Annotated in this window: 25 protein-coding genes and 1 pseudogene; 14 read left to right on the forward strand and 12 right to left on the reverse strand. The window is 40.4% G+C overall.

Annotation, left to right across the window (positions count from 1 at the left end):
- Positions 1 to 204 precede the first annotated feature (204 nt).
- The gene (locus JW841_02720) at positions 205 to 651 is read left to right on the forward strand and encodes a hypothetical protein (protein MBN1959837.1); all 447 of its coding nucleotides are present in this window, start codon (positions 205 to 207) and stop codon (positions 649 to 651) included.
- 10 nt (positions 652 to 661) lie between these two features.
- Here the strand turns inward: JW841_02720 and JW841_02725 are convergent, their stop codons facing one another.
- The 4 genes from JW841_02725 to JW841_02740 all read right to left on the reverse strand — a co-directional run bounded on the left by JW841_02725 (position 662) and on the right by JW841_02740 (position 2,936).
- Positions 662 to 955, reverse strand: a complete 294-nt coding sequence (locus JW841_02725) for a hypothetical protein (GenBank protein ID MBN1959838.1) — start codon at positions 953 to 955, stop codon at positions 662 to 664.
- A gap of 96 nt (positions 956 to 1,051) precedes the next feature.
- On the reverse strand, positions 1,052 to 1,507 hold the full coding sequence (gene dut / locus JW841_02730) for a dUTP diphosphatase (GenBank protein MBN1959839.1): 456 nt from the start codon (positions 1,505 to 1,507) through the stop codon (positions 1,052 to 1,054).
- Positions 1,508 to 1,516: 9 nt separating this feature from the next.
- A complete protein-coding gene (locus tag JW841_02735; protein MBN1959840.1) occupies positions 1,517 to 2,308 on the reverse strand; it encodes an enoyl-ACP reductase in 792 nt (263 codons plus the stop codon).
- A 73-nt stretch (positions 2,309 to 2,381) separates the two neighbouring features.
- The gene (locus tag JW841_02740; GenBank protein MBN1959841.1) at positions 2,382 to 2,936 is read right to left on the reverse strand and encodes a diacylglycerol kinase family protein; all 555 of its coding nucleotides are present in this window, start codon (positions 2,934 to 2,936) and stop codon (positions 2,382 to 2,384) included.
- Between the two features lie 350 nt (positions 2,937 to 3,286).
- Between JW841_02740 and JW841_02745 the strand changes: the two genes are divergently transcribed.
- From JW841_02745 to JW841_02755, 3 genes are all read left to right on the forward strand, one after another.
- Entirely contained in the window at positions 3,287 to 3,760 is a 474-nt protein-coding gene (locus JW841_02745; GenBank protein MBN1959842.1) for a hypothetical protein, read from the forward strand.
- A 197-nt stretch (positions 3,761 to 3,957) separates the two neighbouring features.
- Positions 3,958 to 4,212: a hypothetical protein gene (locus JW841_02750; protein MBN1959843.1), complete on the forward strand. Its 255-nt coding sequence runs from the start codon at positions 3,958 to 3,960 to the stop codon at positions 4,210 to 4,212.
- 82 nt (positions 4,213 to 4,294) lie between these two features.
- Positions 4,295 to 5,260: a serine/threonine protein kinase gene (locus tag JW841_02755; protein ID MBN1959844.1), complete on the forward strand. Its 966-nt coding sequence runs from the start codon at positions 4,295 to 4,297 to the stop codon at positions 5,258 to 5,260.
- Between the two features lie 10 nt (positions 5,261 to 5,270).
- On the opposite strand, the gene JW841_02760 is transcribed toward JW841_02755, so the two are convergent.
- From JW841_02760 to JW841_02785, 6 genes are all read right to left on the reverse strand, one after another.
- Complete coding sequence (locus JW841_02760; protein MBN1959845.1) at positions 5,271 to 8,318, reverse strand: EF-hand domain-containing protein; 3,048 nt, start codon at positions 8,316 to 8,318, stop codon at positions 5,271 to 5,273.
- Positions 8,319 to 8,330: 12 nt separating this feature from the next.
- Complete coding sequence (locus JW841_02765) at positions 8,331 to 9,716, reverse strand: sel1 repeat family protein (protein ID MBN1959846.1); 1,386 nt, start codon at positions 9,714 to 9,716, stop codon at positions 8,331 to 8,333.
- A 499-nt stretch (positions 9,717 to 10,215) separates the two neighbouring features.
- A complete protein-coding gene (locus JW841_02770) occupies positions 10,216 to 10,929 on the reverse strand; it encodes an AAA family ATPase (protein MBN1959847.1) in 714 nt (237 codons plus the stop codon).
- 101 nt (positions 10,930 to 11,030) lie between these two features.
- The gene (locus tag JW841_02775) at positions 11,031 to 11,582 is read right to left on the reverse strand and encodes a hypothetical protein (protein ID MBN1959848.1); all 552 of its coding nucleotides are present in this window, start codon (positions 11,580 to 11,582) and stop codon (positions 11,031 to 11,033) included.
- Positions 11,579 to 12,307, reverse strand: a complete 729-nt coding sequence (locus tag JW841_02780; protein MBN1959849.1) for a hypothetical protein — start codon at positions 12,305 to 12,307, stop codon at positions 11,579 to 11,581. Before JW841_02780 ends, JW841_02775 begins: the two co-directional genes overlap by 4 nt.
- A 69-nt stretch (positions 12,308 to 12,376) precedes the next feature.
- The gene (locus tag JW841_02785; GenBank protein MBN1959850.1) at positions 12,377 to 12,601 is read right to left on the reverse strand and encodes a hypothetical protein; all 225 of its coding nucleotides are present in this window, start codon (positions 12,599 to 12,601) and stop codon (positions 12,377 to 12,379) included.
- 114 nt (positions 12,602 to 12,715) lie between these two features.
- On the opposite strand from JW841_02785, the gene JW841_02790 reads away from it, so the two are divergent.
- Complete coding sequence (locus JW841_02790) at positions 12,716 to 12,997, forward strand: helix-turn-helix transcriptional regulator (GenBank protein ID MBN1959851.1); 282 nt, start codon at positions 12,716 to 12,718, stop codon at positions 12,995 to 12,997.
- Here the strand turns inward: JW841_02790 and secA are convergent.
- Positions 12,989 to 15,841: a preprotein translocase subunit SecA gene (secA, locus tag JW841_02795; protein ID MBN1959852.1), complete on the reverse strand. Its 2,853-nt coding sequence runs from the start codon at positions 15,839 to 15,841 to the stop codon at positions 12,989 to 12,991. The genes JW841_02790 and secA overlap by 9 nt on opposite strands.
- Before the next feature lie 93 nt (positions 15,842 to 15,934).
- Positions 15,935 to 16,354: a hypothetical protein gene (locus tag JW841_02800; GenBank protein MBN1959853.1), complete on the reverse strand. Its 420-nt coding sequence runs from the start codon at positions 16,352 to 16,354 to the stop codon at positions 15,935 to 15,937.
- A gap of 131 nt (positions 16,355 to 16,485) precedes the next feature.
- On the opposite strand from JW841_02800, the pseudogene JW841_02805 reads away from it, so the two are divergent.
- From JW841_02805 to JW841_02845, 9 genes and pseudogenes are all read left to right on the forward strand, one after another.
- Positions 16,486 to 16,721: pseudogene (locus tag JW841_02805) on the forward strand (DUF4160 domain-containing protein).
- Positions 16,681 to 16,977: a DUF2442 domain-containing protein gene (locus tag JW841_02810; GenBank protein MBN1959854.1), complete on the forward strand. Its 297-nt coding sequence runs from the start codon at positions 16,681 to 16,683 to the stop codon at positions 16,975 to 16,977. Before JW841_02805 ends, JW841_02810 begins: the two are co-directional and overlap by 41 nt.
- A 48-nt stretch (positions 16,978 to 17,025) precedes the next feature.
- On the forward strand, positions 17,026 to 17,409 hold the full coding sequence (locus JW841_02815) for an NADH-quinone oxidoreductase subunit A (protein MBN1959855.1): 384 nt from the start codon (positions 17,026 to 17,028) through the stop codon (positions 17,407 to 17,409).
- Positions 17,410 to 17,452: 43 nt separating this feature from the next.
- Positions 17,453 to 17,977: an NADH-quinone oxidoreductase subunit NuoB gene (gene nuoB / locus JW841_02820; protein ID MBN1959856.1), complete on the forward strand. Its 525-nt coding sequence runs from the start codon at positions 17,453 to 17,455 to the stop codon at positions 17,975 to 17,977.
- A gap of 54 nt (positions 17,978 to 18,031) precedes the next feature.
- On the forward strand, positions 18,032 to 18,568 hold the full coding sequence (locus JW841_02825) for an NADH-quinone oxidoreductase subunit C (GenBank protein ID MBN1959857.1): 537 nt from the start codon (positions 18,032 to 18,034) through the stop codon (positions 18,566 to 18,568).
- 26 nt (positions 18,569 to 18,594) lie between these two features.
- Positions 18,595 to 19,788: an NADH-quinone oxidoreductase subunit D gene (locus JW841_02830; protein ID MBN1959858.1), complete on the forward strand. Its 1,194-nt coding sequence runs from the start codon at positions 18,595 to 18,597 to the stop codon at positions 19,786 to 19,788.
- 33 nt (positions 19,789 to 19,821) lie between these two features.
- Positions 19,822 to 21,390, forward strand: coding sequence for a (2Fe-2S)-binding protein (locus JW841_02835; GenBank protein MBN1959859.1), 1,569 nt, complete (start codon positions 19,822 to 19,824; stop codon positions 21,388 to 21,390).
- 12 nt (positions 21,391 to 21,402) lie between these two features.
- Positions 21,403 to 22,644, forward strand: a complete 1,242-nt coding sequence (locus JW841_02840; protein MBN1959860.1) for an NADH-quinone oxidoreductase subunit H — start codon at positions 21,403 to 21,405, stop codon at positions 22,642 to 22,644.
- A gap of 24 nt (positions 22,645 to 22,668) precedes the next feature.
- A complete protein-coding gene (locus tag JW841_02845; GenBank protein MBN1959861.1) occupies positions 22,669 to 23,226 on the forward strand; it encodes an NADH-quinone oxidoreductase subunit I in 558 nt (185 codons plus the stop codon).
- The last annotated feature ends 36 nt before the right edge of the window (positions 23,227 to 23,262 follow it).

Here is a 23,262-nt window from a genome sequence, read left to right on the forward strand (position 1 = left end):
ATAAAAACTGTCACTATTAAGTGATTTATCTTTGTTAAAATTGTAAATCAAAAAACCAATTCATTATTCTATATGCCTCATTACCTTTTTAATATTGTCATAAAACTCCAATAAATTTTTGACAAATAAAGCTACAAATACCCTCTTGCGTTGCCACCTAATTTCAGTCAATAGGGCGCCCCATAGTACAGTTGGAGACTATTTATGACGACATTTAAAACTGGTGGTGACATTGACGCATATTGTTCTAAATGCCGACTTGAGCTGGCACATATTATCGTCGCCATGATCAGCAATGAAGTAAAACGTGTTCAGTGCAAAACCTGCCAAAGCGAACATGCATACAAAGCAAAAGCTACCGCTAAAAGTCCTACTGCTAGTTCGTCTCGTGAACGTTCAACCAAAAACACTCGCAAAATTGGCGGTGCAGGTGTTGGTATTGGTGCTACTCGTTACCAATACGATGAACTAATTAAAGGACACAATATTTCAGGCGCCCCAAAATACCGACCAGCTAAAACATTTAAAGAAGGTGAATTTATTAATCATCCAACATTTGGCTTAGGTATAGTAACGCGTATATTAAGTGATTCTAAAATTGAAGTTCTCTTTCCTGCCTGCAGTAAAGTTTTAGTACACGCACGTGGTTAGCATTAAAATTTTACTTTTTAAATAAAGCTTCGAGCTTTGCTTTAGCGGCAGTTATATCTACAGGCGCTTCACGCTCGCCTTCATATGCTTTAAACATTCCACAAAAATTAGCACGCGACTTATCGGGCACATATTCAGCAATGGTTTCTTTGCATTCATTATGTGAACCTGGATCGTAATATTGGCAATTTTTACATGAATGCATATCTGATCCACAGTGTGGGCACTCGTCGTTACGTTTAACCTTGTCTTCCATTTCGGTTGGTTGCTGACATGACCAACAGCTAAATGTCCATTTTGACATTAGTCTCCCTTTCTTGCCGTAAACTTTTGACTTATTGCTCCTCGCATGTTGACCGGGAGCAGGTCAAGTCGAATTACTTTAACCTCAACCTCACACTTATCGCCCCGTAGAACCAAATCCATCACCACCACGGATACTTTCTGGCAATTTATTAACTGTCTTAACATTAAGAGTATTTACCTTGGCTATGACTATTTGAGCCACACGTTCACCGCCAGAAATTACAAATGGTTCACTGCCATGATTGATAACAATTACTCTTACCTCACCACGATAATCAGCATCGATAGTGCCAGGTGAGTTTAACAAAGTAATGCCATGTTTTATTGCTAACCCGCTACGTGGCCTAACTTGCGCTTCGTAATCAGGGGGTAGTGCCATTGCAAAACCACATGGAATTAAAGCTCGATCACCAGGAGCAAGAGTTACTGGCTCATCTAAAGCTGCAGCAATATCATAGCCAGCGGCATGCTCACTCATACGACGTGGCCCTAAAGCTAATTCATCAAAACGTGGGTGCAAGGGCAATATTGCAATTGTGTTTTCGTTCATGCGTGGTCCTTAAATAGTAAATGGTGGAACTCCTGTTTTGCTATAGCCACCATCAACATGAATGACTTCGGCGGTAACACCACGCGACAAACTCGACAAGGCAAAAACTGCAGCATCTCCAACATCTTGGGCATCGATATTACGTCGCAAAGGAGCAGCATGTTCGATAAATCCCATTAAATCACGCAAACCACTGACCCCGGCAGCAGATAAAGTGCGTACTGGCCCTGGACTTAGTGCATTGACGCGAATTCCATATGGCCCAAGATCACACGCCAAATAACGCACCGCGGCTTCAAGAGCTGCTTTCGCTACCCCCATAACATTGTAATTAGGTACAGCGCGCTCTCCACCTAAGTAGCTCAAAGTCAACACACTTGGTGCCCCAACGCCCAACTTCAACATTGGTGTGAGACACCGTGTTAACCCAACTAAAGAATAGACCGAAGTATCAAGGGCAAGACGAAAACCATCACGACTGGTAGCTAAAAAATCACCTGATAGCTCTTCGCGTTTGGCGAAGGCCACTGCATGCACTAAAAAATCAAGTCGTCCCCATTGTTTTTCTACTTGCTCACCAAGCGCCGCTATCTCTTCATCATTATTTACATCGCAGGCACTAACAAAAGCGGCATTAAGTTCTTTACCTATTTTATGCACATGCTTAGAAAATCTATCATTTTGATAGCTAAGCGCAATTTCAGCTCCGGCATGGTGAGCCGCTTGCGCGATAGCACAAGCAAGGCTACGAGAATTTGCTACCCCAACGATCAAACCACAAAGTCCTGATAATAAATTCATAACTTTAGTCATATGACATAGATGGCTTACGGTAACAAATCTCAAGTTAGAGCAGTTTTTCGCTTAAATTGATCTAAGCCATTGTTTGTTGTCGGCGACGCCATGACGCGCTGGCACATATAAATATTAAACCCAAAGTCATTGCACTAAATACTGTGCTATAAGTGTTAATTGTTATGGCAACCCATAATACTAAAGTAGAAGTAAATATCAGGGCATCAACCCATACTGGGCGTCTACCTCCATAAACTAATATCAACATTAAAACCGTCAAAGGAACACCCAGTATTGCTTGGCGAAAAATTCCACTACCGACAGTTAAAATGGATTCAAAATTATGAAATATAATTGCAGTAAAAATCACCATGGTGCCAATTGATAGTACAAGTACCCCCGCCGCGGCAGCGTCTTTTGCTAAGCCAGCATTTGGATGAAGTTCTTCAGTTGCTAAATCGACTAATTGCTCAAGTGCACTATTGAGAATTTCTGCAAAAAAAACCAACAATACACAAAAAATAAGGGTTACTTTTTCAGCAAGACCAAGCGGCATACCGCTACCAACTAAACTAACCATAGCAGCAGCAGTAAGATGGATTTTCATATTACGTTGATGAATAACTGTGTGCATTAGACCATTGTAGGCATGCACAAAAGAACTAATTAGCCCTCGTCGTGAACGTTGACCTATAAAAGGCGGTGCTACAATAAGTTTTGGACGCGAGTGATTAGTCAAAAAACGCCACCTTTAATTTTCTGCTACCCCTATGGGTAAGAACTGGTTTAGCTATTATCTGCCACTTTTTTATAGTAACACCACTTTTTTATAGTATTCGCACTAAGAAGCACTACATAGTATAATAATTAATTGCAAAAGAACCGTCGATTACAGAATTGACTTATTGATGAAGCAAACGCGATACTAAACAAAGGATAATACTGCAACTGTGCAATTATTTAAAAATACCCTAAGGAGGTAATATGTCGAGTTTGGGCCGATGTCTTGCTTTTATCTTTATTTGCCAACTTTTGTTATCTAATGTTGCTAATGCTCAAGAATTTAAACCATTTGCAGTAGTAAAAGAAGCTTGCCCAGAGTGTCCTCGACCTGATCTTGACAAAATCAAGCTGAAAAATGGCCAAACTGTGCTTGCGGTAATTGTGGCTGAAAACTCAGCATTTTACGTTGTGCAAAAATATAGTGAACTTAGAGCTATTGGTCGTGATCAAGTCGATGACATTGAACGCTCAGAAACTGCGATTCGTGAAAAAGGTTACGACGATCAAATTTTACTTAAAAATGGGCAGGTTTTTTCAGGAAAAATCCTAAAAGAAAATGCCGCCAATGGCATGTTTGAAATCCAAGTGCCTCCTTACAAAACCATTTTATATATCTATAAACCGGTAATCACTAGTGTATTTAAAGCCGGCAAACAGTCTTATCCAAATAAATAACAGCAAACCTATTAGTCATGTTTAATTACTAATTACCGAGAAAATAGCTGTACTAAATTAGGGGGTGTCCCTAAATACACTTAACGATTTCCAATAATTTTACAACCACCAATTTTATATATAATTTTACTAAAATTATGAAGTCACGCAACGATTACCAAAAAATACCGAGAATCCTTTTAGAAGGACTACGGATAATGAATAGCATTGAATATCATATTGAAGATGAAGCTATGTATCATGCTTGTAGCTTGATGCGCGATTTGGCAGATCTTGGCTCGTCAGCATGTAATGACCTTACTTTGCGTTCACAAGTGGTCAATTCTGCGATTGCTCAAATAGATGCTTTGCTAGAATCAAAAACTGGACCACTTGGCGATGAAACCTTATCCATATGGCGCCTGCAATTACAAAATGAATCTGATGGTATTGAGTTGGCTTTGGTAGCTTAGCGGTATTAAATTGATACCAATAGATTTCTTTTTCACCTGACCACTCGCACTTATTTTATGAAGACGTTATATGGTCAGTACTGTGAATGAACTTTCTAGCTTTTTTAATTTGACCTTTGATCGTGTTTTAGCTGCTGTTGAGCAAGCAGGTCGTCGTACTACTGGTTTATGCTATGCTCTTAATAGCCTTGAAAATCGTGTTTATGACATAGAGCTTGAAGATGAATCGCGCTTAATCGCAAAATTCTATCGCCCGGGCAGATGGGCAAAATCAACAATTCTTGACGAACATAAAATGCTACTGGCGCTTAAAGATGAAGAGATACCTGTTGCCGCCCCAGTAACTTTTCCAGACGGCACAACTTTACATACTAGTGATGAGGGTATTCATTTTGCTTTATTCCCACGCTTGGGTGGGCGAGCTCCCGATGAATTTAGTCTTATTGAATATGAGCAGGTTGGCCGGCTTATTGGTCGTATTCATAATATCGGAGCACGTCTTGGGTTATCTAATCGTCCTGAGTTAACTCCGGTAACCTATGGTAAAGATGCATTAAGTATAATTATTGCACAGGGGCAACTATCTCTTTCAATAGAGCGTCGCTATAACGATGCTGCAACAATGCTGATATCAAAAGCTGAACAGTTATTTGATAGCGTACCACTCAATCCCATTCACGCCGATTTTCATCGCGGTAATTTATTGCGCGATCGCGATAGTTTTATTGTTTTAGATTTTGACGATATGGCTCGTGGTCCCGCCGCCCAAGACCTTTGGCTGATACTACCAGCGCGCCTCGGTGATTGCCCTGAAGAAGTAGCGGCAATAGTGCGTGGCTATGAACAATTTCGCGCTTTTGATGTTAGGCTACTTAATATGGTCGAAGCCTTACGGGGTCTGCGTTATTTGCGTTATGCCGGTTGGATTCAAAACCGCTCAAGCGATCCGGCTTTTAAATTGGCATTTCCGCAATTTGGCAGCGAGAATTATTGGGAAGCGCAGGTAGCTGATCTTTATGAGCAGGTGAGGATATTGGGGGAAAATTAAGACCACCCTACTACATACACGGCTTATCGTGAGCAAGTTTTTTATCCGTAAGGCGGTCTTCATCCATGCACCATGTAAACGGACACGAGGTGCCAGCGACTACCAAACCTGCTTGAGCTAATCGCTCTAACTGCTGCAAAAAACCAATGGGATGTAGATGCCAACACAATGAACTGCCACTTGTGGTTTCAAGTTCTTTTTTCAGATCTGCTGGCAACCCCGTCCACCAAGCAAGCTTTTCAACTTGCCCGACAACCTTTTGATAGTCATCATTTGACAGGTTCCAGGGTGGTCCGAGCACTCGTTTATACTTGTCTTTGGGCGGCTCCCATTCGCTTGGGTTCAAACAGCAAAGCGTTCTAAAGAGCACCATGCTTTGTTTATATTCTTCATCACTGATCAGATTATCCCGATTAGTGTCGATCTGTTTTATTAATTCATCAGCGTCATCACTGGCATTGGGAACATCTACCAGCAAAACTTTACTGTTTTTGCCAAGCTCATTTTTAAAAACGTACGATCTCGGGTGCTTGTCAGCGAGCTGTAAAAGTGCTGCCTTTAGTATAAAAGAACCGTGGTTTATTTCTCCGGTGACCGCTTTTGCAACCCAACCCGTGAGTAAATTAGTTTCACTTGCTGGGGTTGCTAATGTTACTTGGCAATAGTCTCCATCGCTTTCTTGCATATTTTGAGCGAGTATCACCTTGGTGTCAGCAGCAATCGTGACCGAGCACGAGGCTGCAGTAGCGGTGCTAGTAGCTGGGTTTTGATGCGCCAGGCTCGAAAGAGCAACGGCTGTTTTAAATGTTCGATTCTTCTTATACAACTTGTGCTTCTTGGTCTTAGGATTAATTTTGATCCCAGAAAGATCTGACACTTTAAGCCAACCGATAAGTTCAGTACACTGCACTTTGGCAAATCCATCGAGCACTTCACTAATTTGCATTTTGCATCCGGGACCCAAGTTCACATCAGTCATCGTTACTTCTACTAGTTTATGGTCCTTAAATGCGGTGCCTGCTGGAATTTGTAGGGTTTTGTTGCCGCCCACATCACTTTTGGGATTTTTTAAAAAATCAACATTATTGGTTAAAATTTCGACATGCACTATAGAATCAGCATTATCGTATTGACCTGGGTAGCCAACAATCGATCCAGCTGCGATAGCCAGTGGTGGATTGAGCACAACTACCTCATCAAGTTTTTCGGGCTCAATCGTAATGGCGCATGAAATGTTCGTCTTGGTCACCAAGACCCAATTTCCATCTGTAAGCTGACTCCAACCAGGTATGGGCTGTCCGTCTATAGCGACCAATGATGGTAGGTCGAATTCAAGCTCGCTATCTTTAGGTGCAATCTGCACCAGCTCAGGTACATTTTTTTCCATCTTGCTTTCAGGAATTTTGTTTTTATAGACCGCAAGCCCTCGCGCATCAGCAGATAATGTGGCGTCTTTAGCCTTGATGCATTGATATTCATTGGGGCCTTGAAGCCACTTGCGGACATTTGCATTTGTCGTTGTGCCGATATCTAAAAAGCCTTCTTTTCCTCGCCAAGTTGCTTGTCTAAAATTCTTGGCATTAGAACAATACTTATCAGGTGGGGTTTTAGTCATATCTATCTCGAGAATTGCGCCCTTTGGCACCACGGCCAACTTATCTTTAAAGTTAGTAGCTGAGTGAATAAGCAGTCCCTTACCATCAACAGTAGTGGCCACTTTAAATTTGGTTTTGGCGATAAAACTTGGCCCTTGTTCGTTACCTTTATATAAGTCAAAAGGCAGCAAATGCATATAGTGAGAATAAAACGCGATAGTAGCACCATTGGGAGTCTTAAAGCGATGACGCATTAACACAAAACCGGTAGCAAACTTGTGCTCAATTCCTTGGATGGTAACGGCCTTGGCCTCTTTATCAAGCCGATAGGCGACTACCTCACCATCGGCTATAGCGCGAATAGAAGTGTTGAATTTTGGTTTGAGGTGAACACCCCCATGCCAGAAACCGTTGTCGCCAATAGGAAACAGCCCTCTTGTGCTTGCCTCAGTCGCAGCAAACAAACTAGCCGCGGTTTCACCAAATACTGGATAGCCAATGGCAGCAGGCTTTAAAAAATAGCCTTCGACCAGAGTATAAATAACCGGACGTTTTGGGGTAGTATTGTCTGTTGGTTCAATCAGATTATCTTCAGTACCGTCAATGCTACCATCTTTTTCGAGCTGTCGGATAAACGTACAATATCTTTCCCAGTTATAAATAACTTGGCAACCCTCTGAGAACTTTTGAGGGCCTATCACCTCCTTTCCACCATAATGAATATTAAGAGTTTTTCCAAAAGAGAACTTCTCGCCTGGTGAACGCGTAAGACTGTTATCTGATTCAACAATTTGGCTTTTATTCCCAGAATCAAGACAGGGATTGAGCGCGCGATAAGCCCAAGTTTCTCGTTTTATGGTTTTGCGTTTAGGTTCGTCATTTGAGGTTGAATTAGCAGGATTGCCTGAGTTGCTATTAGCAATACCGTACTGGTCGACTTGACCTGCAAAAATATAGCTTTTGGGAGGTGGTGGTGCTCCTGGCATATTTCCAAAACCGTAACGTTCTATCGAAATAAATGGACGTGCAACAACCTCGTCTGGGGCAGTTTTAATAAAATTATTATTCTCGTCGACCTGTTTTACTATAATATCACCCCGTTTATGCTGTCCTAAGCGATATTTATACATCCCTGGCATCATCAGAGAGGATTTCCCTGGTTTACTTCGATGTTCTGTAGAGAGCTGGAGGTGAATGACCTTTTTATTACCTCCATTAATAAAGATGACAAAAAGAGTGTCATCCCAAAAGGTATTAGTATTGCGGCTGCTCGGCTCGAGAGTTTTAGCCAAAAAACCACGCACTCCAATAAGATTAATACGCCCCTCGGCTACTTGAAAATCGTAGTCGGGATCACTCTCGCGATGAAAGCAACGCCGAGCGCGCTCGTATACACCGCGCAGGTGATCGTAGAGTTCATCTTGGCTGTAGCCAAGCAAATTAAAAGAGAAACTATCAGACATTTTATTGCCTCACTAATGCAGTTTCGTGAATTCGGGCAATGGTTCAAATGACTCGAATGTACAAGGTCGCAGATTAAGCTCGGTGCAGGCTTGTTTGCGATAACGTGCGGCATTCTTTTTTTGCCCGCGCGCCTTAAACCATAGACTTAAGTCAGCACAAGCATCAGGGTTGTTACCTCTGGCGCAACTGAAAGTTAGTACCTCTTCGGGATGCGTTGCAAAAAAACATTCTTGTGTTTCATTAGGATTATAGATCCCGCAATGATGCTCCCAGATTTTAGCAGCCTCACTATACCGTCGCTTGGTTATGAGGCGCTCTACCACAGAACCGCAAGCCTCACTCCACCCGTCATCGCAGGCCTTTTTAAAAAGCGGGTCGCTCTCTTCTTCTTCTAGCCACTGCCAATATTTGAAGCAGCCCTTCATACTGCCACCGTCGCAAGCTTTTTTACCCCATGCTTGCTTTTGCTCATCCGTGGATGGTTCTTTAAACCCAATACCCCAAACAGGACGAACGTATCGATTTGACAACATCGAACAAGATACAAGATTACCGAGGTCACAGGCTTTAATAAAATAGTCGTAGCGTTCATGATCTGAGTAATAAAATTCGCTAGCTAATTTAAAACACGCAGACCCAGAGCCACCATTGCAAGCGGTCTCGGCATAACGTCGTGCGGTTGGTCTTATATCTTGCGAACCACCCAAACTACCATTGTATTTGAAAACAAAGATGGCGTAACAAAGACGTGGATCTTGCAGCGAACATGCAGCCTCGTCAAACTGCGTCGCTGGTTTTGCAAAAGCCGCAACTAAGCGCTGGCAGTCTCTGTCTGCTATCTGGGTTAGTTCGAGGGTTAACAACTTCGCTGTGGATGAGTCACCAAGTAGCTTCGTGCTGGTATTCACCCAAAAGTCGTCGCTTACTGAAACAGCAATCTCAATACCGCGAACCAAAGGTTTAAGCTGCATGATCCCATGGTTTTTCTTATCACTAATATTTTCTATTCCGTTTATTTTCTTAGGGTGTGATTCATTTATTATTTCTTTGTCATAATGGCAGCTAAGGTTGTTTCCTGCTTTTTCGCAAGTGCCTTGAACAAGGGCTGCATGGTTGCCAAAATCTGCCCGGCGAATTTGAAATGAGTAGTGGTTTTCTAAAGTGGCTGCTGTCAGTTGCATATATATGCGGTCGAATTTTTGCCATGGATGCTCTTTTAGATACTCATTGTTATACGTAGCCTCAAAACAGCTAGTTTGAACTACAGCAGGCAAAGTCTCACTATTTTTTTTAGCTGAGGTCGACGCAACGTCAGCAGCAAATACCATACTTATGCAAAAAAACACCAACATCAGCCCTGGCGCTAATTTTTTCTTTATATACAATATAGTTTTCATATACGTCTTTCCTCTCACTAAATTACGGCATCCTATTCTCAATATTTCAATCAGAATATCGACACCTATATTTATTCTATTTATTCATTTTTTATTTCGCTAATCTGTCATATGTATCTTTGAACTTTTGTATCATCATGCGCAACTGCAAGTGTCAATAAATATAAAGCAGGCACTCCAAAAAACAAACATCGCATAGGTGAAAGCAAGTGACTACACTGAACTTGCAGGCGCACTAAGTGCCGTTCTCACTATCATCGCTTCAGTGATAAAATTGAATGAGGGAAGCGATTGCCCAATAAAATCTATACAATATTAACCAATCTCCCTATTCATTAACACTTAATACTTAAGCTATCATAACCACGCATCATTTAAAAACACCTTTGCGCAATTTGGCCGCGAGAATTATTGGGAAGGGCAAACAGCTAATCTTTATGAGCAAGTGCGTATATTGGGTGATGGCTAATAAAGAGTTGTTTGAGCTTAGAGTAACAAATTAAGGTAGAGGCACTTCATCTAAACCATATTTCGCAAGCAAATTGTTTACTTTTTGCCAATCATCTGTATGTTTATGGCAAAAGGAATAAGCAAAAAAAGAATATTGTGATTCTGGATTACAAAGCCTGGTCATAGATTCAAGAGCTTCTTGCAAATCAAGAGCGAGGCTTTGAGGATTATTAACTCCATCGATATTTTCTAGTTTTATGGCAGATTCATTTATTGCCTGCCAAGTTGATGAAATACCAATAGTAGTTTCTGCACGATTACGTATTAGCTCATCTCGATTTAATTTTAAAACTTGAAACGATTCTTTTGCTTTTGCGGCATTTGCTGTTTTTGGAGATACATTAATTAAATGAAGTTCACATATAAAATATTCAGTAGGGTCGTCAGCAACCCTACTTGGAGGATGCCAGCTTTTAACTTTATTATCACGATATTGTGAAGATATAATTGTACCTGGGCCTGCACCTACTCGAATTTTATTATTATTGGCATCTACGATTACAATCGAAACCTCAGACGTTGTTGGTTGCCAGCGCACCTCATTAAAGCCGTCAACTACAACTGAAAAAATAATACTGCGCAGAAGAGAAGTTTTGCCAACAGCATTAGCCCCAACAATAATATTAAAGCCAGGCTTAAATGAAAGATCGAGTTCGTCAATAACCCCAAGGCCACGCACACGCAGTGAATCGATAGTATGCAACGTTGCGCTCCTTTCTTAATTAAGCCGACGTTTAAATCAAAAGTTGTAGCATTAATTACTAGCTACTTACTAACGTAATTCAATATTGTATTTTAATTTTTTTATTTTAGCAAACGCTGCTCAACTTTGGGTAATTCTTGCGGGAAAATTCTTTCAACCATTACTAAAAAGTTAGTAAGCAAACGTTTTGGGTCAATAATAGCTGCGCCCATTTCATTCTCATAACGTTCTAAAAGTACTGATAAATATAATGGATTTCTTTGATGTATCGCTTCAATTGTCTGCAGGTCATGCTCATAGCATCTAACTATTTTCATTAATACTAGATCATGTTGCTCAGGAACAAGTACAACTAAACGTTTTAATTCGGGCAATACACGGATAAGACGTGTCTCAAAATCATATGGTGCGTCAGCAATCGCACTTTGCGTAACCGGAATATGCAGATTTGTAGCAGTACTCGCCCGTTCTATAGCAATTTGCAGTTCATTTTGTATTTTATTCCACGTGTCGATATCTTGTGTGGCATAATCGACACCATAAGCAATAGTTGCCGCCGATCCACCAATTACAATAACTGTAATTGGTTTTAATAAAGCATCATCGATAGCTAGTAAAAAACGATTAAGTTCTTGTGCAACATAACGCTTCATGAAACTGTATGTTTGTCAAAAATTGCCGCAAAACTATCTAGACCCATATTCATAAAATACCCCCACTGACTGACAAGCTTTGGTGTGTTGCGCTTAGCTATTGTTGTAGCATAGCGCCCTTCTTGTAAATAAAAAAAAGGACGTAAACGCTTATAACGTCTATCACGCAACTGTAATGCAATATTAGCGAAAGATTTATCACCTCTGAGTTCACCAGCCATCTGCAAAAACATGCCTAATGCCTGTAACTCATTGCGCTGCGCTGTCGATTTTATAATTGCTGCGAAATCTTCTTTTCGATTGCAATACAAAACAAAAGGAAGCACACGGGCTACAACAGCATCATGATGAGCCAATATTAGTGCTTCACTAATTATTTCTGAGATAACCGGTAATTTTGTCGCAGCACTCACAGCTAATGGAGCACCAATAGCTTTAAGCCATTTACGAACAGTGTCATCATTTTTACTCGTATTTGGTGTCTCATTGATAGATAGCAATGAGAGTAATAACTTAGCAGAGGGATGTGCAGTGTTGCTGCGATATATCAAACTATTTCCCACTCTCTCAACCAAAGCTAAACCGACGGTATGCATTGCTTCTAATTCTTTGTGAACCGCTGCAAAACTTAAATTAGCTTTCTGTGCTAAATTGCGAACACTGCCTGTATTATTTTCAAGCCATAGCATTCGCAGTAATTTTTGGCGTACTAAACTAGTAATCAAATATGACAACATGATATACATATCATATTATCGCAAAATGCGATAATCAATCATAAATCTATTAATAAGTTATAATGGTTTGATTTTATCTAATAAATCCGCAAGATTACGTAACTCACGTAAACAGTAACCAATTAAAGTTCTTAGAGTTTCTGTTGTTAAAGATGGATTATTTTGATCGATATATTTACCTTCACACAAAGCACAAATAATAAAATACGCCGCATCTAAAAAATTACCAATTTCATCCATTCTCTCTGTAACTGAGGTTATCTCTCGATAATCACTAGACATTTCACCATTACCTTCTTTTTAATATTCAAGCAATTCGAGTAAAAATGAAGTAAATTTCATTTACCACATTATATTGTGTTATTAAATAAAATTATCTCAGAGTACCTAATATGAATGCAGCAATCGCAAATTCGCTTAGTATTAGAATCTATCGCAGCAAATATTCGTCTACGCCGTGATGCGCTTCAAATAACCCAAGAAGAACTTGCCTACCGAACTCGTTTACATATCAATCAAATTCAAAACGTAGAACTTGCTAAAAGTAATCCGACGATAACAACACTTTTGATATTAGCCGAGGCTTTAGAAACTAACCTGGGGGCGCTGCTACGTAAACGCAAATTTACAAAACCGCAACGTGGGCGTCCGATAAATCAAAAAAAAGCATCACCCTGACGTTCGCTGATCACTAAGCATATGACACTTTTTGTATTTTTTGCCTGAACCACAAGGACATGGTTCATTAGGCCCGACTTTAGGGGTAGCGCGACGGACCGTCTCTTGTTTAGCAGGCGCTCCCATACGACCAGCCATTGCCGCGCGTTTGCCACCACCAGTTGCGGTACTACGAGCTGCTGATTGCCCTAATTGCATTAAGCGGCGTTGTTTTTCACGTTGTGCTTCAAGACGTTTGTCATAATCATCTTCGGTTTCTTGGGTAATAACAATACGGCTGATTTTTGTTAGGACATCACCGGTAATTGCCCCATGCATAGCAGCAAAAAGATTGAAGCCCTCTTTTTTGTATTCTTGTTTGGGGTCTTTTTGCGCATAGCCGCGAAGCGAAACACCATCACGAAGTTGATCCATTTCACGCAGATGGTCTTTCCATAAACTATCAATAGTCTGCAAATAGATAATACGAGCAACATGATAAAATGCTTCGCGTGAATATCGTTCTTCGTGCTCTTTGAGCATCGCTACTACTACGTCATAAATTCTATTTTCAAGTTCTTCGGTGGTAAGATCTTGCAGTTGCGAGAGATCAACTTCTACACCAAACTGCTCACGCACCATTTCTTCAAGTGATTTGGTGTCCCAGTCTTCAGGATGTTTTTTCTCACCGGTAATTCGCTCAACCATAGCGATAATCGAATCTTCAACTAGGTCGAGTACCATTTCAGCAGTTTGATCAATATCGGCACCAAGCACGCGGCGCCGCAATTTATAGATGGTTTGCCGTTGCTCGTTCATAACATCATCGTATTCGAGCAAGTGTTTACGAATATCAAAGTTCTGACCTTCAACTCGCTTTTGCGCACTCTCAATCGACTTGTTAACCCATGGATGCTCAATCACTTCGCCCGGTTTCATACCAAAGCGTTCCATCAATATTTTTAAACGATCTCCACCGAAGATACGCATAAGGTCGTCTTCAAGTGATAAATAAAAACGTGAGCTGCCCGGATCACCTTGACGACCAGCACGACCACGAAGCTGATTATCAATGCGTCGTGATTCATGGCGCTCGGTACCAAGAATATGTAGACCGCCTGCGTTTAATACCTCTTGTTTCTCTTGCGCACATTGAGTGCGATATTTATCAAATGATTTTTGGTAAAGCTCTTGCCATTTAGTCAGTTGGTCAGGACCATCATTTTCGAGATCAGGCTGTGGACCAACTTCAGCACGTGTCAGAAAATCAGGATTGCCACCGAGCAAAATGTCAGTACCACGACCAGCCATATTGGTAGCAATAGTCACAGCGCCCCTGCGGCCAGCTTGGGCAATAATCGAAGCTTCTTGAGTGTGATATTTTGCGTTAAGTACGTTATGCGGAACGTTAATACGCTTTAAACGTTTCGCTAGTACTTCACTCTTTTCTACACTGATTGTACCAACCAAAACTGGTTGCCCGTTATTATGTAAATCTTTAATCGATTCAACGATAGCATCAAATTTTTCAGGCTCGGTGCGATAAATAACATCATGGTTATCAGCACGTACCATTGGCATGTTGGTCGGAATCACCACTACGTCGAGATCATAAATTTTAGCAAACTCTTCAGCTTCAGTTTCAGCTGTACCAGTCATACCACCAAGTTTGGCATACATACGAAAATAATTTTGGTATGATACGGTGGCGAGAGTTTGATTTTCGTTCTCGATCTTAACACCTTCTTTAGCTTCGACTGCTTGATGTAAACCATCAGACCAGCGGCGACCATCAAGAACACGACCCGTAAATTCATCGATGATTTTCACCTGGCTATCTTCAAGCAAATAGTCAACATCGCGACGATAAAGAGTATGCGCCCGCAATGCTTGGTTAACATGGTGTAATATTTCAATGTTATCAGGTTCGTAAAGATTGCTAAGAGCTAGACGCTGCTCAACGGTATGCACACCTTCTTCAGTTAAAACTACGGTGCGCGCTTTTTCATCAATTGTATAATCATGCTCACGTCGTAACCCCGGAATAATTGCGTTGATACGCACATAACGGTCGGTTGATTCTTCAGCCGGACCGCTAATAATTAGTGGAGTTCGTGCTTCGTCGATAAGAATTGAGTCTACTTCATCAACAATGGCAAAATGTTGCCCGCGCTGTACATAGTCGCGCAAAAACAATTTCATGTTATCGCGCAAATAATCAAAACCAAACTCACTATTAGTACCGTAAGTAATGTCAGCATTATATGCTGCTTGACGTTGCTGATCGGTAAGGTTGTGAACAATAACGCCTACATCTAAACCTAAAAAGCGATAAATTTGGCCCATCCAGTCAGCATCACGGGTGGCCAAATATTCGTTAACCGTTACTACATGTACACCACGACCCGCCAACGCATTTAAATACACCGGTAAAGTTGCGACTAAGGTTTTACCTTCACCGGTTTTCATTTCAGCAATTTTGCCTTCGTGCAAAGCCATACCGCCGATAAGTTGCACATCAAAGTGGCGCATACTTAAAGCACGACGCCCAGCTTCACGCACTACTGCAAAAGCCTCATCTAAAATTAAATCGAGAGCTTTATCGATACGTTGACGGTCGGTTTTTAACTCGTCTTTGCTGCCCTCGCTAATACGAACCTTGGGATCACCACCTAGCTCAGTATATGCTAGTTGATAACGCTCGCGCATTTCATTAGTCTTGGCGCGTAATTTATCATCTGGTAAAGCTTTTAGCCGCTGTTCAAATGAATTGATGTTATTTAAACGACTAGAAAGGCGGTTGATTTCGCGGTCGTTCTTAGTCGGAATAAATTTGCGCCAAAAGGCGCGTTTAGAAGCTGACATAGTTTTGGTACCTAGTTGTTAGTACTCAGTTGGTCAAGCAAACTGATAAAAAGGTTATATATTTACAACAACATAGGTCAGCTATCACAATCTTCAAGTTATTATAAGCTCAGCCAGTATAAGTCCGTAAAAAACTGACGGTTCTTCGCCAACAAGAGTACTATAGCACCAACCAAGATGGCTTAAACAACTGTTACAGATCACAATTTGCCATGCATAATTAGGAAACCAAGAAAATTCGCCAGTTGGCATACCAACAATGTCAAGATTTTGCGCAAAATTAAGGGTCAGTATTTCAAATAACACACCAGCCGGATTGGCAAACACCAAACTTGTACGACCTTGGCGCATTGAAAATAATGCATTGGTATCCGAAATAATATTTTCACAATGGCGACAGCGAATATGTTTTAAATTTTCATTAATGAGTTTGTCGTCTTCTTTTACCTTTGGCTTTTTTATTGCAACAGAAGATGGTGACTTATCATGGTCACGAAATAAAAAGAGTTGCATTAAATCATAATAGTACATTAACTATTTAGTGGTACATTTAAAACTTTCAATGTGTTGCATTATTTTTTCACAAGCCTCTTTGCTAAAGGAGATGTTGTACTAAATAATCATATTTGATAGCAATATTATCTATGTTACTTACTGTCTTTCGCACTGCAAAATTCCGTGGGTTCTTCTTTTCTCGCGAAGAAGAACGATGCATGTTCATGTGAGTTCAGTTAATGTTGAAGCCAAATTTTGGCTTAAACCAATTTTAGCCTTAGCAACGCATAGTGGCTTAACTGCACGTGAGTTAAAACAAATGCAACAAGCAGTGGAGAAATATCATGACCAAATCGTCTTCGCCTGGCAAAAACACTTCACCTAAAATAGAAGTACTTGGGCTTACACCACATGCGTTATGGTTATCTATTTGCAAGCAAGAATATATGCTCGATTATAAAAATTTTCCTTGGTTTCAAAATGCCTCGATTAAAAATATACAATTAATAGAATTTCGTTTTAATCATTTATATTGGCCTAAGCTCGACATCGATTTGAATCTCGATTCTATTACCAATCCCGAAAAATACCCACTTATTTCTAAAAAACACTCTGCGAAAAATTCAAAATCCACAAAATAACTTAATTGTTACTGCAAATCCGGGACACCATATGCTACAAACTGCTTTATGCTCACCTCATTTTTACCCCTGCTAATTGCTATCGTTTTTGCTCTAGGTTTAGTGACTATAATAGCTTGGCTTGGAGTTTTCTTGGGACCACGTAGAGCTTCACCTATTAAATCAGAAAACTTTGAATGTGGTAATCCCGCAAGTGGTGATGCCCGTGAACGCGTTAATATTAAATATTTCTTAGTAGGTATTTTGTTTTTAGTTTTTGATATCGAAGCCATATTTATTTATCCGTGGGCAATTGCTTTTTCCGACGCAATTAAAAACAATAGCCCTATTTCTGCAAGCGTGGCTTTTTTTGCAATGCTGAGTTTTGTAGCGGTAATGCTAGTCGCTTTAATCTATGCGTGGCGTAAAGGCGCACTTGAGTGGGGTGCATAAATAACAACTTGTACAAAATCGATTGCGTGCTTAAAGTAACTGCATGTCAGAGAATAAATTACTACATAATCAAGTGTTAGTTGCCCGCCTTGACGACACTATTAAATGGTTGCGAGGTAATATCGAAAGCCATGCCCAAAAAGTAGTTAATTGGGGACGAGAATACTCACTATTTGCCTATCCGTTTGTTACTGCCTGCTGCGGCATGGAGTTTATGTCCGTTTGGAGTCCTCGTTATGATATTGGACGCTTTGGTGCAGAATTCCCACGCTTTTCACCGCGACAAGCGGATCTTTTATGGATTGTCGGTACCATCTCGCACAAGCAAGCGCCAATTTTGCTTCGCGTTTATGAACAAATGCTAGAACCCAAATGGGTAATTGCTTTTGGAGTCTGTGCATCTACCGGCGGTTTTTACGATAATTATAGTACCGTACAAGGTGCTGATAAGGTTATTCCTGTTGATATTTATATACCAGGATGCCCGCCAAGACCTGAACAGGTTTTAGACGGTCTCATTATGCTGCAACACAAAATTCAAAAAGAAAAAGGTAGAGTCATGCTCTAACTGACATGTTTAGGCAACAATAATATTTTTAACTTTAATATTTGAAAGACGATTATGGCACTACTAGTTATAGAAAAACTACAGCAACATTTTGCAAATGATGTCTTCGACCATAATTCCCCATGCGGAAACGAGACTGTTATTATCAATCGCAGTAGCCTGCCCGAAGTGGCGGTATTTTTAAGAGATGATAAAGAACTTGCCTTTGATATGCCAATAGATTGTACTGCTATTGATTGGTTAGGCAAACGCGAACCACGCTTTGATGTACTTTGGCGTTTATATTCAACTAAGCATCACCATCGTTTATGCATTAAAGTTCAAGTATCTGCTGAAGATACCAATGTGCCCTCACTAAGTAATATTTGGCGTGGAATGAATTGGCATGAGCGAGAATGTTTTGACATGTACGGAATTCATTTTGTCGGACACCCAAATTTGCAACGTATATTAATGTATGATGAATTTATTGGTAATCCATTGCGCAAGGACTATCCTATTGACAGACAGCAACCTTTGGTACCCTTACGTGAAGTTCAAGAAGTACCGACTGAACGTAATATACCTCGTGAAGAAATTAACCAACCCTAAATTTTAAATAGCAACCAATACCGCCCATGACTGATATCGCACCAGAATTTAATACCCACCCGATGGAACTTAATATTGGCCCATCGCATCCGGCGATGCATGGCACCATACGTATTAAAGTTGAGCTTGATGGTGAGACCATTATTAAAAGCAATACCGAAGTTGGTTTTCTTCATCGCGCCTTTGAAAAAGAATGTGAAAGTGTACGCTGGGCTCAATGCTTACCTTATACTGATCGTCTTAATTATGTTTCTCCACTGATAAACAATTTTGGCTTTACTGCGGCGGTAGAAAAATTACTCAACATAGAAATACCTATACGCGCGCAATATATTCGTGTGATTGCTAGCGAATTATCTCGTATTAGTGACCATCTGACTTGCTTAGCCGCAATGAGCATGGAACTCGGTGGCTTTACAGCTTATCTTTATTTTATTGAAGGTCGTGAATATATTTATGACCTTATCGAAGAACTAACTGGCGCTCGGGTGACCGTTAACTATGCTCGGATTGGTGGAGTAGCATTAGATTTACCTGTCGATTTTGATAAACATATTCAAGTAGCATTTAAAAAAGTATTTAAACTGATAGATGATAGCGACAAACTATTAACTCATAATCGTATTTTCATCGATCGTACTGCGGGCGTAGGACAAATCTCATCAGCTGATGCTATTGCTTTTGGTATCACTGGACCTTTTTTACGCGCTACCGGTTTTGCCCACGATTTGCGCAAAGTACATCCTTATTATGTATATAATAATTTTGAGTTTGATATCCCTATAGGTAGCCAAGGCGATGTTTATGACCGCTTTTTAGTTAGGCTTGAAGAGTTACGACAAAGTCGCAAAATAATAAATCAGGCTTTAACCCAAATCCCTAATGGCGATTATATTCTTAACGAGCATTATTGTGTCTTACCAACCAAAGATCGCGTCTACACTACCATTGAAGGCTTGATGCACCACTTCAAAGTAATCATTGATGGTGCACAAGTACCAGCTGGTGAAGTTTATAGTTATAGTGAAGGGGCTAATGGTGAATTAGGTTTCTATCTCGTTTCTGATGGAAGCGGTTATCCTTATAAGTGCCGTTTACGTTCACCGTGCTTTGTTATCATGGCTGCTCTTGATGAAGTTCTATTAAAAAATGCCAACCTTGCTGATGTTGTACCTATTTTTGGTTCAATAAATATGATTGGTGGCGAATGTGATCGCTAATTTTAAGAGAACTTCAGGAGTATAAACTTTATCATGCCTTACTTAACTATAGATGGCGAGCGAATTGAATTTGAGAAAGGCGAAACTATTATTCGTGCAGCCGAACGTAATAATATCGAGATACCTTACTATTGTTGGCACCCTCGCCTCTCAGTAGCAGCCAACTGTCGTATGTGTTTGGTTGAAGTTGAAAGTTGCCCCAAATTAGTGCCAGCCTGCCAGACAGAATGCCAAGATGGCATGATAGTTAATACTAAGAGTCAGAAAGTTAAAGCCACACAACAAGCAGTACATGAATTTATTTTAATTAATCACCCCATTGATTGCCCTATTTGTGACCAAGCTGGCGAATGTAAACTGCAAGATTACTATATGCAATGGGATAAAACCCAAAGCCGTATGCAAGATGCGAAAGTTAACAAGCCTCGCCATAATCGCCTCGGTCCTTATATTATTTATAATGCTGAGCGTTGCATTATGTGTACTCTCTGCGTACGCTTTATGGAAGAAATAGCAGGAATGCGACAACTAGGCATTTTCAACCGTGGTGACCATTCAGAAATAGATATTTTTTCAGGACAACCATTAGACCATCCATACTCATTAAATACTGTTGATATTTGTCCGGTAGGCGCCCTAACCTCCACAGTATTTCGCTTTAAGCAACGCGTTTGGAACCTAAAACGCTCTGCTAGTATCTGCAATCATTGTGCCCGTGGTTGTAACATTTATATTGATCAACGCGCCGGCAATATTTATCGTTTTATACCTCGCGAAAATGAAGCGGTTAATCAATCATGGCTTTGTGACGAAGGACGACTTGCTTATTCACAAACAAACCAACGACTCGCTCACGCCCTTATTAAATCTTCATCTACTCCCGAACCTACTGTGAGTGATTGTAATAAAGCTAAACAACGTGCAGTCGATATTTTAGCAAAACCAAATGCCGTTCCCCCGCACTTAGGCGCCATGTTGTCATTACATGCTACTTGCGAAGAGGCTTATGTATTTATCCGTTTACTGAGAGATGTTTTTGGCGTCACTAAAATAGCCTTACTTGAATATAACTTGGGCACTCAGGATTCTTTTTTACGCCTTGCCGATAAAAACCCAAACCGCGCTGGGATTATGATTATAATTAAAGAGCTTGGTGTAACTATATTTGACAATAATGAATTATTAAACGCCATAACTAACAACAGCATAAAAACTTTAATAGTTTTAGGTCATGAAGGTGATAATGCCGAAGTAGTTGCAAAAACTGCGGCAAAAGCAAATACGAATATTATACATCTGACTTCTGCCCGTGGACCTCTTTCTGAAGTAGCCTCAGTAACGTTACCGATTTTAGCATGGCCTTCACTTGATGGTGTGTGGGTTAATGCTGATCTACGTGCTCAATGCTTGACTCCTGCTTTTACAGGTGAAGGTGACAGTCAACCAAGTTATAACTGGTTGATAAATATCGCTACCTGTCTGGGCGCTAATTTTAATCTAAATTCAATAGAAACTATTCGCGACCAAATCACCCAACAAATTACCGCATTTGCTAAGATTAACCTAGCAAACATTCCATCTGTTGGCGTTGAACTGGCTTGAAAAGGCATGGTAATGGCTTTTTTGATTATTACAACCCTTATTAAATTAATTATTATCGAGTTTTTATTTTTATTACCATTGGCAGCAATTCTTACTTGGATGGAACGCCGTCAAAGCGCCTACATTCAAGATCGTGTCGGCCCAACCCGTGCAGGTATAACTATATTTAATCACCGCTTTACTTTGTGGGGACTAATTCACATAGTGGCTGATGCAATAAAAATGTTTTTTAAAGAGCCCTTTATCCCTGCAAAGGCTGATAAAATATTTTTCAAACTAGCACCATTAATTCCTTTTGCAATCAGTCTAATAATCATGGCTTTGGTACCTTTTGGTCCAGATATTAAATGTATCGATATCCCTATAATAGGTACATGGCTTTTGACAAATTTTCCTGAATATAGCAATATCACCTTACAAATCGCGCGTGTTGATACCGGCTTGCTGCTGGTTTTTGCTATCAGCTCACTTAGTATTTATGGGATAATTTTAGCTGGTTGGGCTTCAAATAATCGTTATGCGTTACTTGGTGGTCTGCGTGCTGTTGCTCAAGCAATATCTTACGAAATTACTTTGGGTCTAACCATTGTTGGAATATTTATCATCTTTGGCACTGCAGAACTTTCGCAAATAGTAGCCGCGCAACAACAACCCTTATTCACTAGCTTACCTACTTGGGGTGTTTTTGTACAACCATTAGGCGCGGTATTCTTTTTTATTGCCGCCATAGCCGAAAGCAAACGTCTGCCATTTGATTTGCCAGAAGGTGAAAGCGAGATTATCGGTTATTTTGTTGAATACTCCTCAATGGCTTTTGGCATGTTTATGCTTGGTGAGTATCTTGAAATCGTAGTACTCTCTGCGGTTTTTACTACTTTATTTTTTGGTGGTTGGCATTTGCCAATTATCATTAACCTTCAAATAAATAGTTTCTTGGCTGCTATCCTAGGAATGATAATATTTGGTGTTAAAGTATTTTTATTATCTGCTTTGCAATTGCAAATTCGCTGGACTCTACCACGCTTTCGTTATGATCAGTTAATGCGTTTGGGTTGGAAAAATATACTTCCTATTGCCTTAGCTAATATTTTTATTACCGCTGGTTTAGTATGGATTGATCCTACTTATAAATTGGCAGCCTATTTTGGCATGGGTCTAACTATTATTTTTATTATATTGGTAATCATCGGGCCACGTCGTGCTACCTTAACAGCGACAACTTCTTTTAATAACCCTAATCAAAATCAGGTATAACTTACATATAAAAAGGATGAGGCGATGATCATAAAAGTTCGTGAACGCACTAAGATGTCAGCATACGAGCGCCTCTATCTACCTGAAGTTTTTCGCGGTTTAGGTGTAACTTTAAAACATCTTTTTCATAACTTATTTGGCAACCATAAAACTCGCCCACTGCAAACTGTTCGCTATCCAGAGCAGAAGCTTAACTACCCAGAGCGTTTTCGTGGCCAGCACCGTCTTTTACGGCGTGATAACGGCTCCACTCGTTGTGTGGCTTGCTATTTATGCGCCACAGCTTGCCCAGCCTATTGCATTCATATTGTTGCTGGTGAAGCAAAAGATCCTAAAATCGAAAAATATCCTACCTCTTTCACTATTGATATGTTGCGTTGTATCTATTGCGGTCTCTGTGTAGAAGCATGCCCTGAAGATGCCATCCGCATGGATACCGGCATTCATACAAAGCCGTTTTTAGCTCGTTCTGATGCAGTTATGGGTCATTTGGAGTTGCTCGCATTCCCTGGGCAAAAAGATACTTCTTTGCCCTATGGTGCCCAAGAATATCGTGTTTTGAAAAATACCGAGAAAATTTGACTTTTAGAGTCTATTGTTTGGTAAGATAAATATCAA

It is taken from the genome of Deltaproteobacteria bacterium, from assembly GCA_016931625.1.
Taxonomy (GTDB): Bacteria; Myxococcota; XYA12-FULL-58-9; order XYA12-FULL-58-9; family JAFGEK01; genus JAFGEK01.

Coding starts and splice junctions, on each gene's coding strand:
- JW841_02720 (MBN1959837.1), top strand. CDS start 205: ATGACGACATTTAAAACTGGTGGTGACATTGACGCATATTGTTCTAAA.
- JW841_02725 (MBN1959838.1), bottom strand. CDS start 955: ATGTCAAAATGGACATTTAGCTGTTGGTCATGTCAGCAACCAACCGAA.
- dut (MBN1959839.1), bottom strand. CDS start 1,507: ATGAACGAAAACACAATTGCAATATTGCCCTTGCACCCACGTTTTGAT.
- JW841_02735 (MBN1959840.1), bottom strand. CDS start 2,308: ATGAATTTATTATCAGGACTTTGTGGTTTGATCGTTGGGGTAGCAAAT.
- JW841_02740 (MBN1959841.1), bottom strand. CDS start 2,936: ATGCACACAGTTATTCATCAACGTAATATGAAAATCCATCTTACTGCT.
- JW841_02745 (MBN1959842.1), top strand. CDS start 3,287: ATGTCGAGTTTGGGCCGATGTCTTGCTTTTATCTTTATTTGCCAACTT.
- JW841_02750 (MBN1959843.1), top strand. CDS start 3,958: ATGAATAGCATTGAATATCATATTGAAGATGAAGCTATGTATCATGCT.
- JW841_02760 (MBN1959845.1), bottom strand. CDS start 8,318: ATGTCTGATAGTTTCTCTTTTAATTTGCTTGGCTACAGCCAAGATGAA.
- JW841_02765 (MBN1959846.1), bottom strand. CDS start 9,716: ATGAAAACTATATTGTATATAAAGAAAAAATTAGCGCCAGGGCTGATG.
- JW841_02775 (MBN1959848.1), bottom strand. CDS start 11,582: ATGAAGCGTTATGTTGCACAAGAACTTAATCGTTTTTTACTAGCTATC.
- JW841_02785 (MBN1959850.1), bottom strand. CDS start 12,601: ATGTCTAGTGATTATCGAGAGATAACCTCAGTTACAGAGAGAATGGAT.
- JW841_02790 (MBN1959851.1), top strand. CDS start 12,716: ATGCAGCAATCGCAAATTCGCTTAGTATTAGAATCTATCGCAGCAAAT.
- secA (MBN1959852.1), bottom strand. CDS start 15,841: ATGTCAGCTTCTAAACGCGCCTTTTGGCGCAAATTTATTCCGACTAAG.
- JW841_02800 (MBN1959853.1), bottom strand. CDS start 16,354: ATGCAACTCTTTTTATTTCGTGACCATGATAAGTCACCATCTTCTGTT.
- JW841_02810 (MBN1959854.1), top strand. CDS start 16,681: ATGACCAAATCGTCTTCGCCTGGCAAAAACACTTCACCTAAAATAGAA.
- JW841_02815 (MBN1959855.1), top strand. CDS start 17,026: ATGCTCACCTCATTTTTACCCCTGCTAATTGCTATCGTTTTTGCTCTA.
- nuoB (MBN1959856.1), top strand. CDS start 17,453: ATGTCAGAGAATAAATTACTACATAATCAAGTGTTAGTTGCCCGCCTT.
- JW841_02825 (MBN1959857.1), top strand. CDS start 18,032: ATGGCACTACTAGTTATAGAAAAACTACAGCAACATTTTGCAAATGAT.
- JW841_02830 (MBN1959858.1), top strand. CDS start 18,595: ATGACTGATATCGCACCAGAATTTAATACCCACCCGATGGAACTTAAT.
- JW841_02835 (MBN1959859.1), top strand. CDS start 19,822: ATGCCTTACTTAACTATAGATGGCGAGCGAATTGAATTTGAGAAAGGC.
- JW841_02840 (MBN1959860.1), top strand. CDS start 21,403: ATGGCTTTTTTGATTATTACAACCCTTATTAAATTAATTATTATCGAG.
- JW841_02845 (MBN1959861.1), top strand. CDS start 22,669: ATGATCATAAAAGTTCGTGAACGCACTAAGATGTCAGCATACGAGCGC.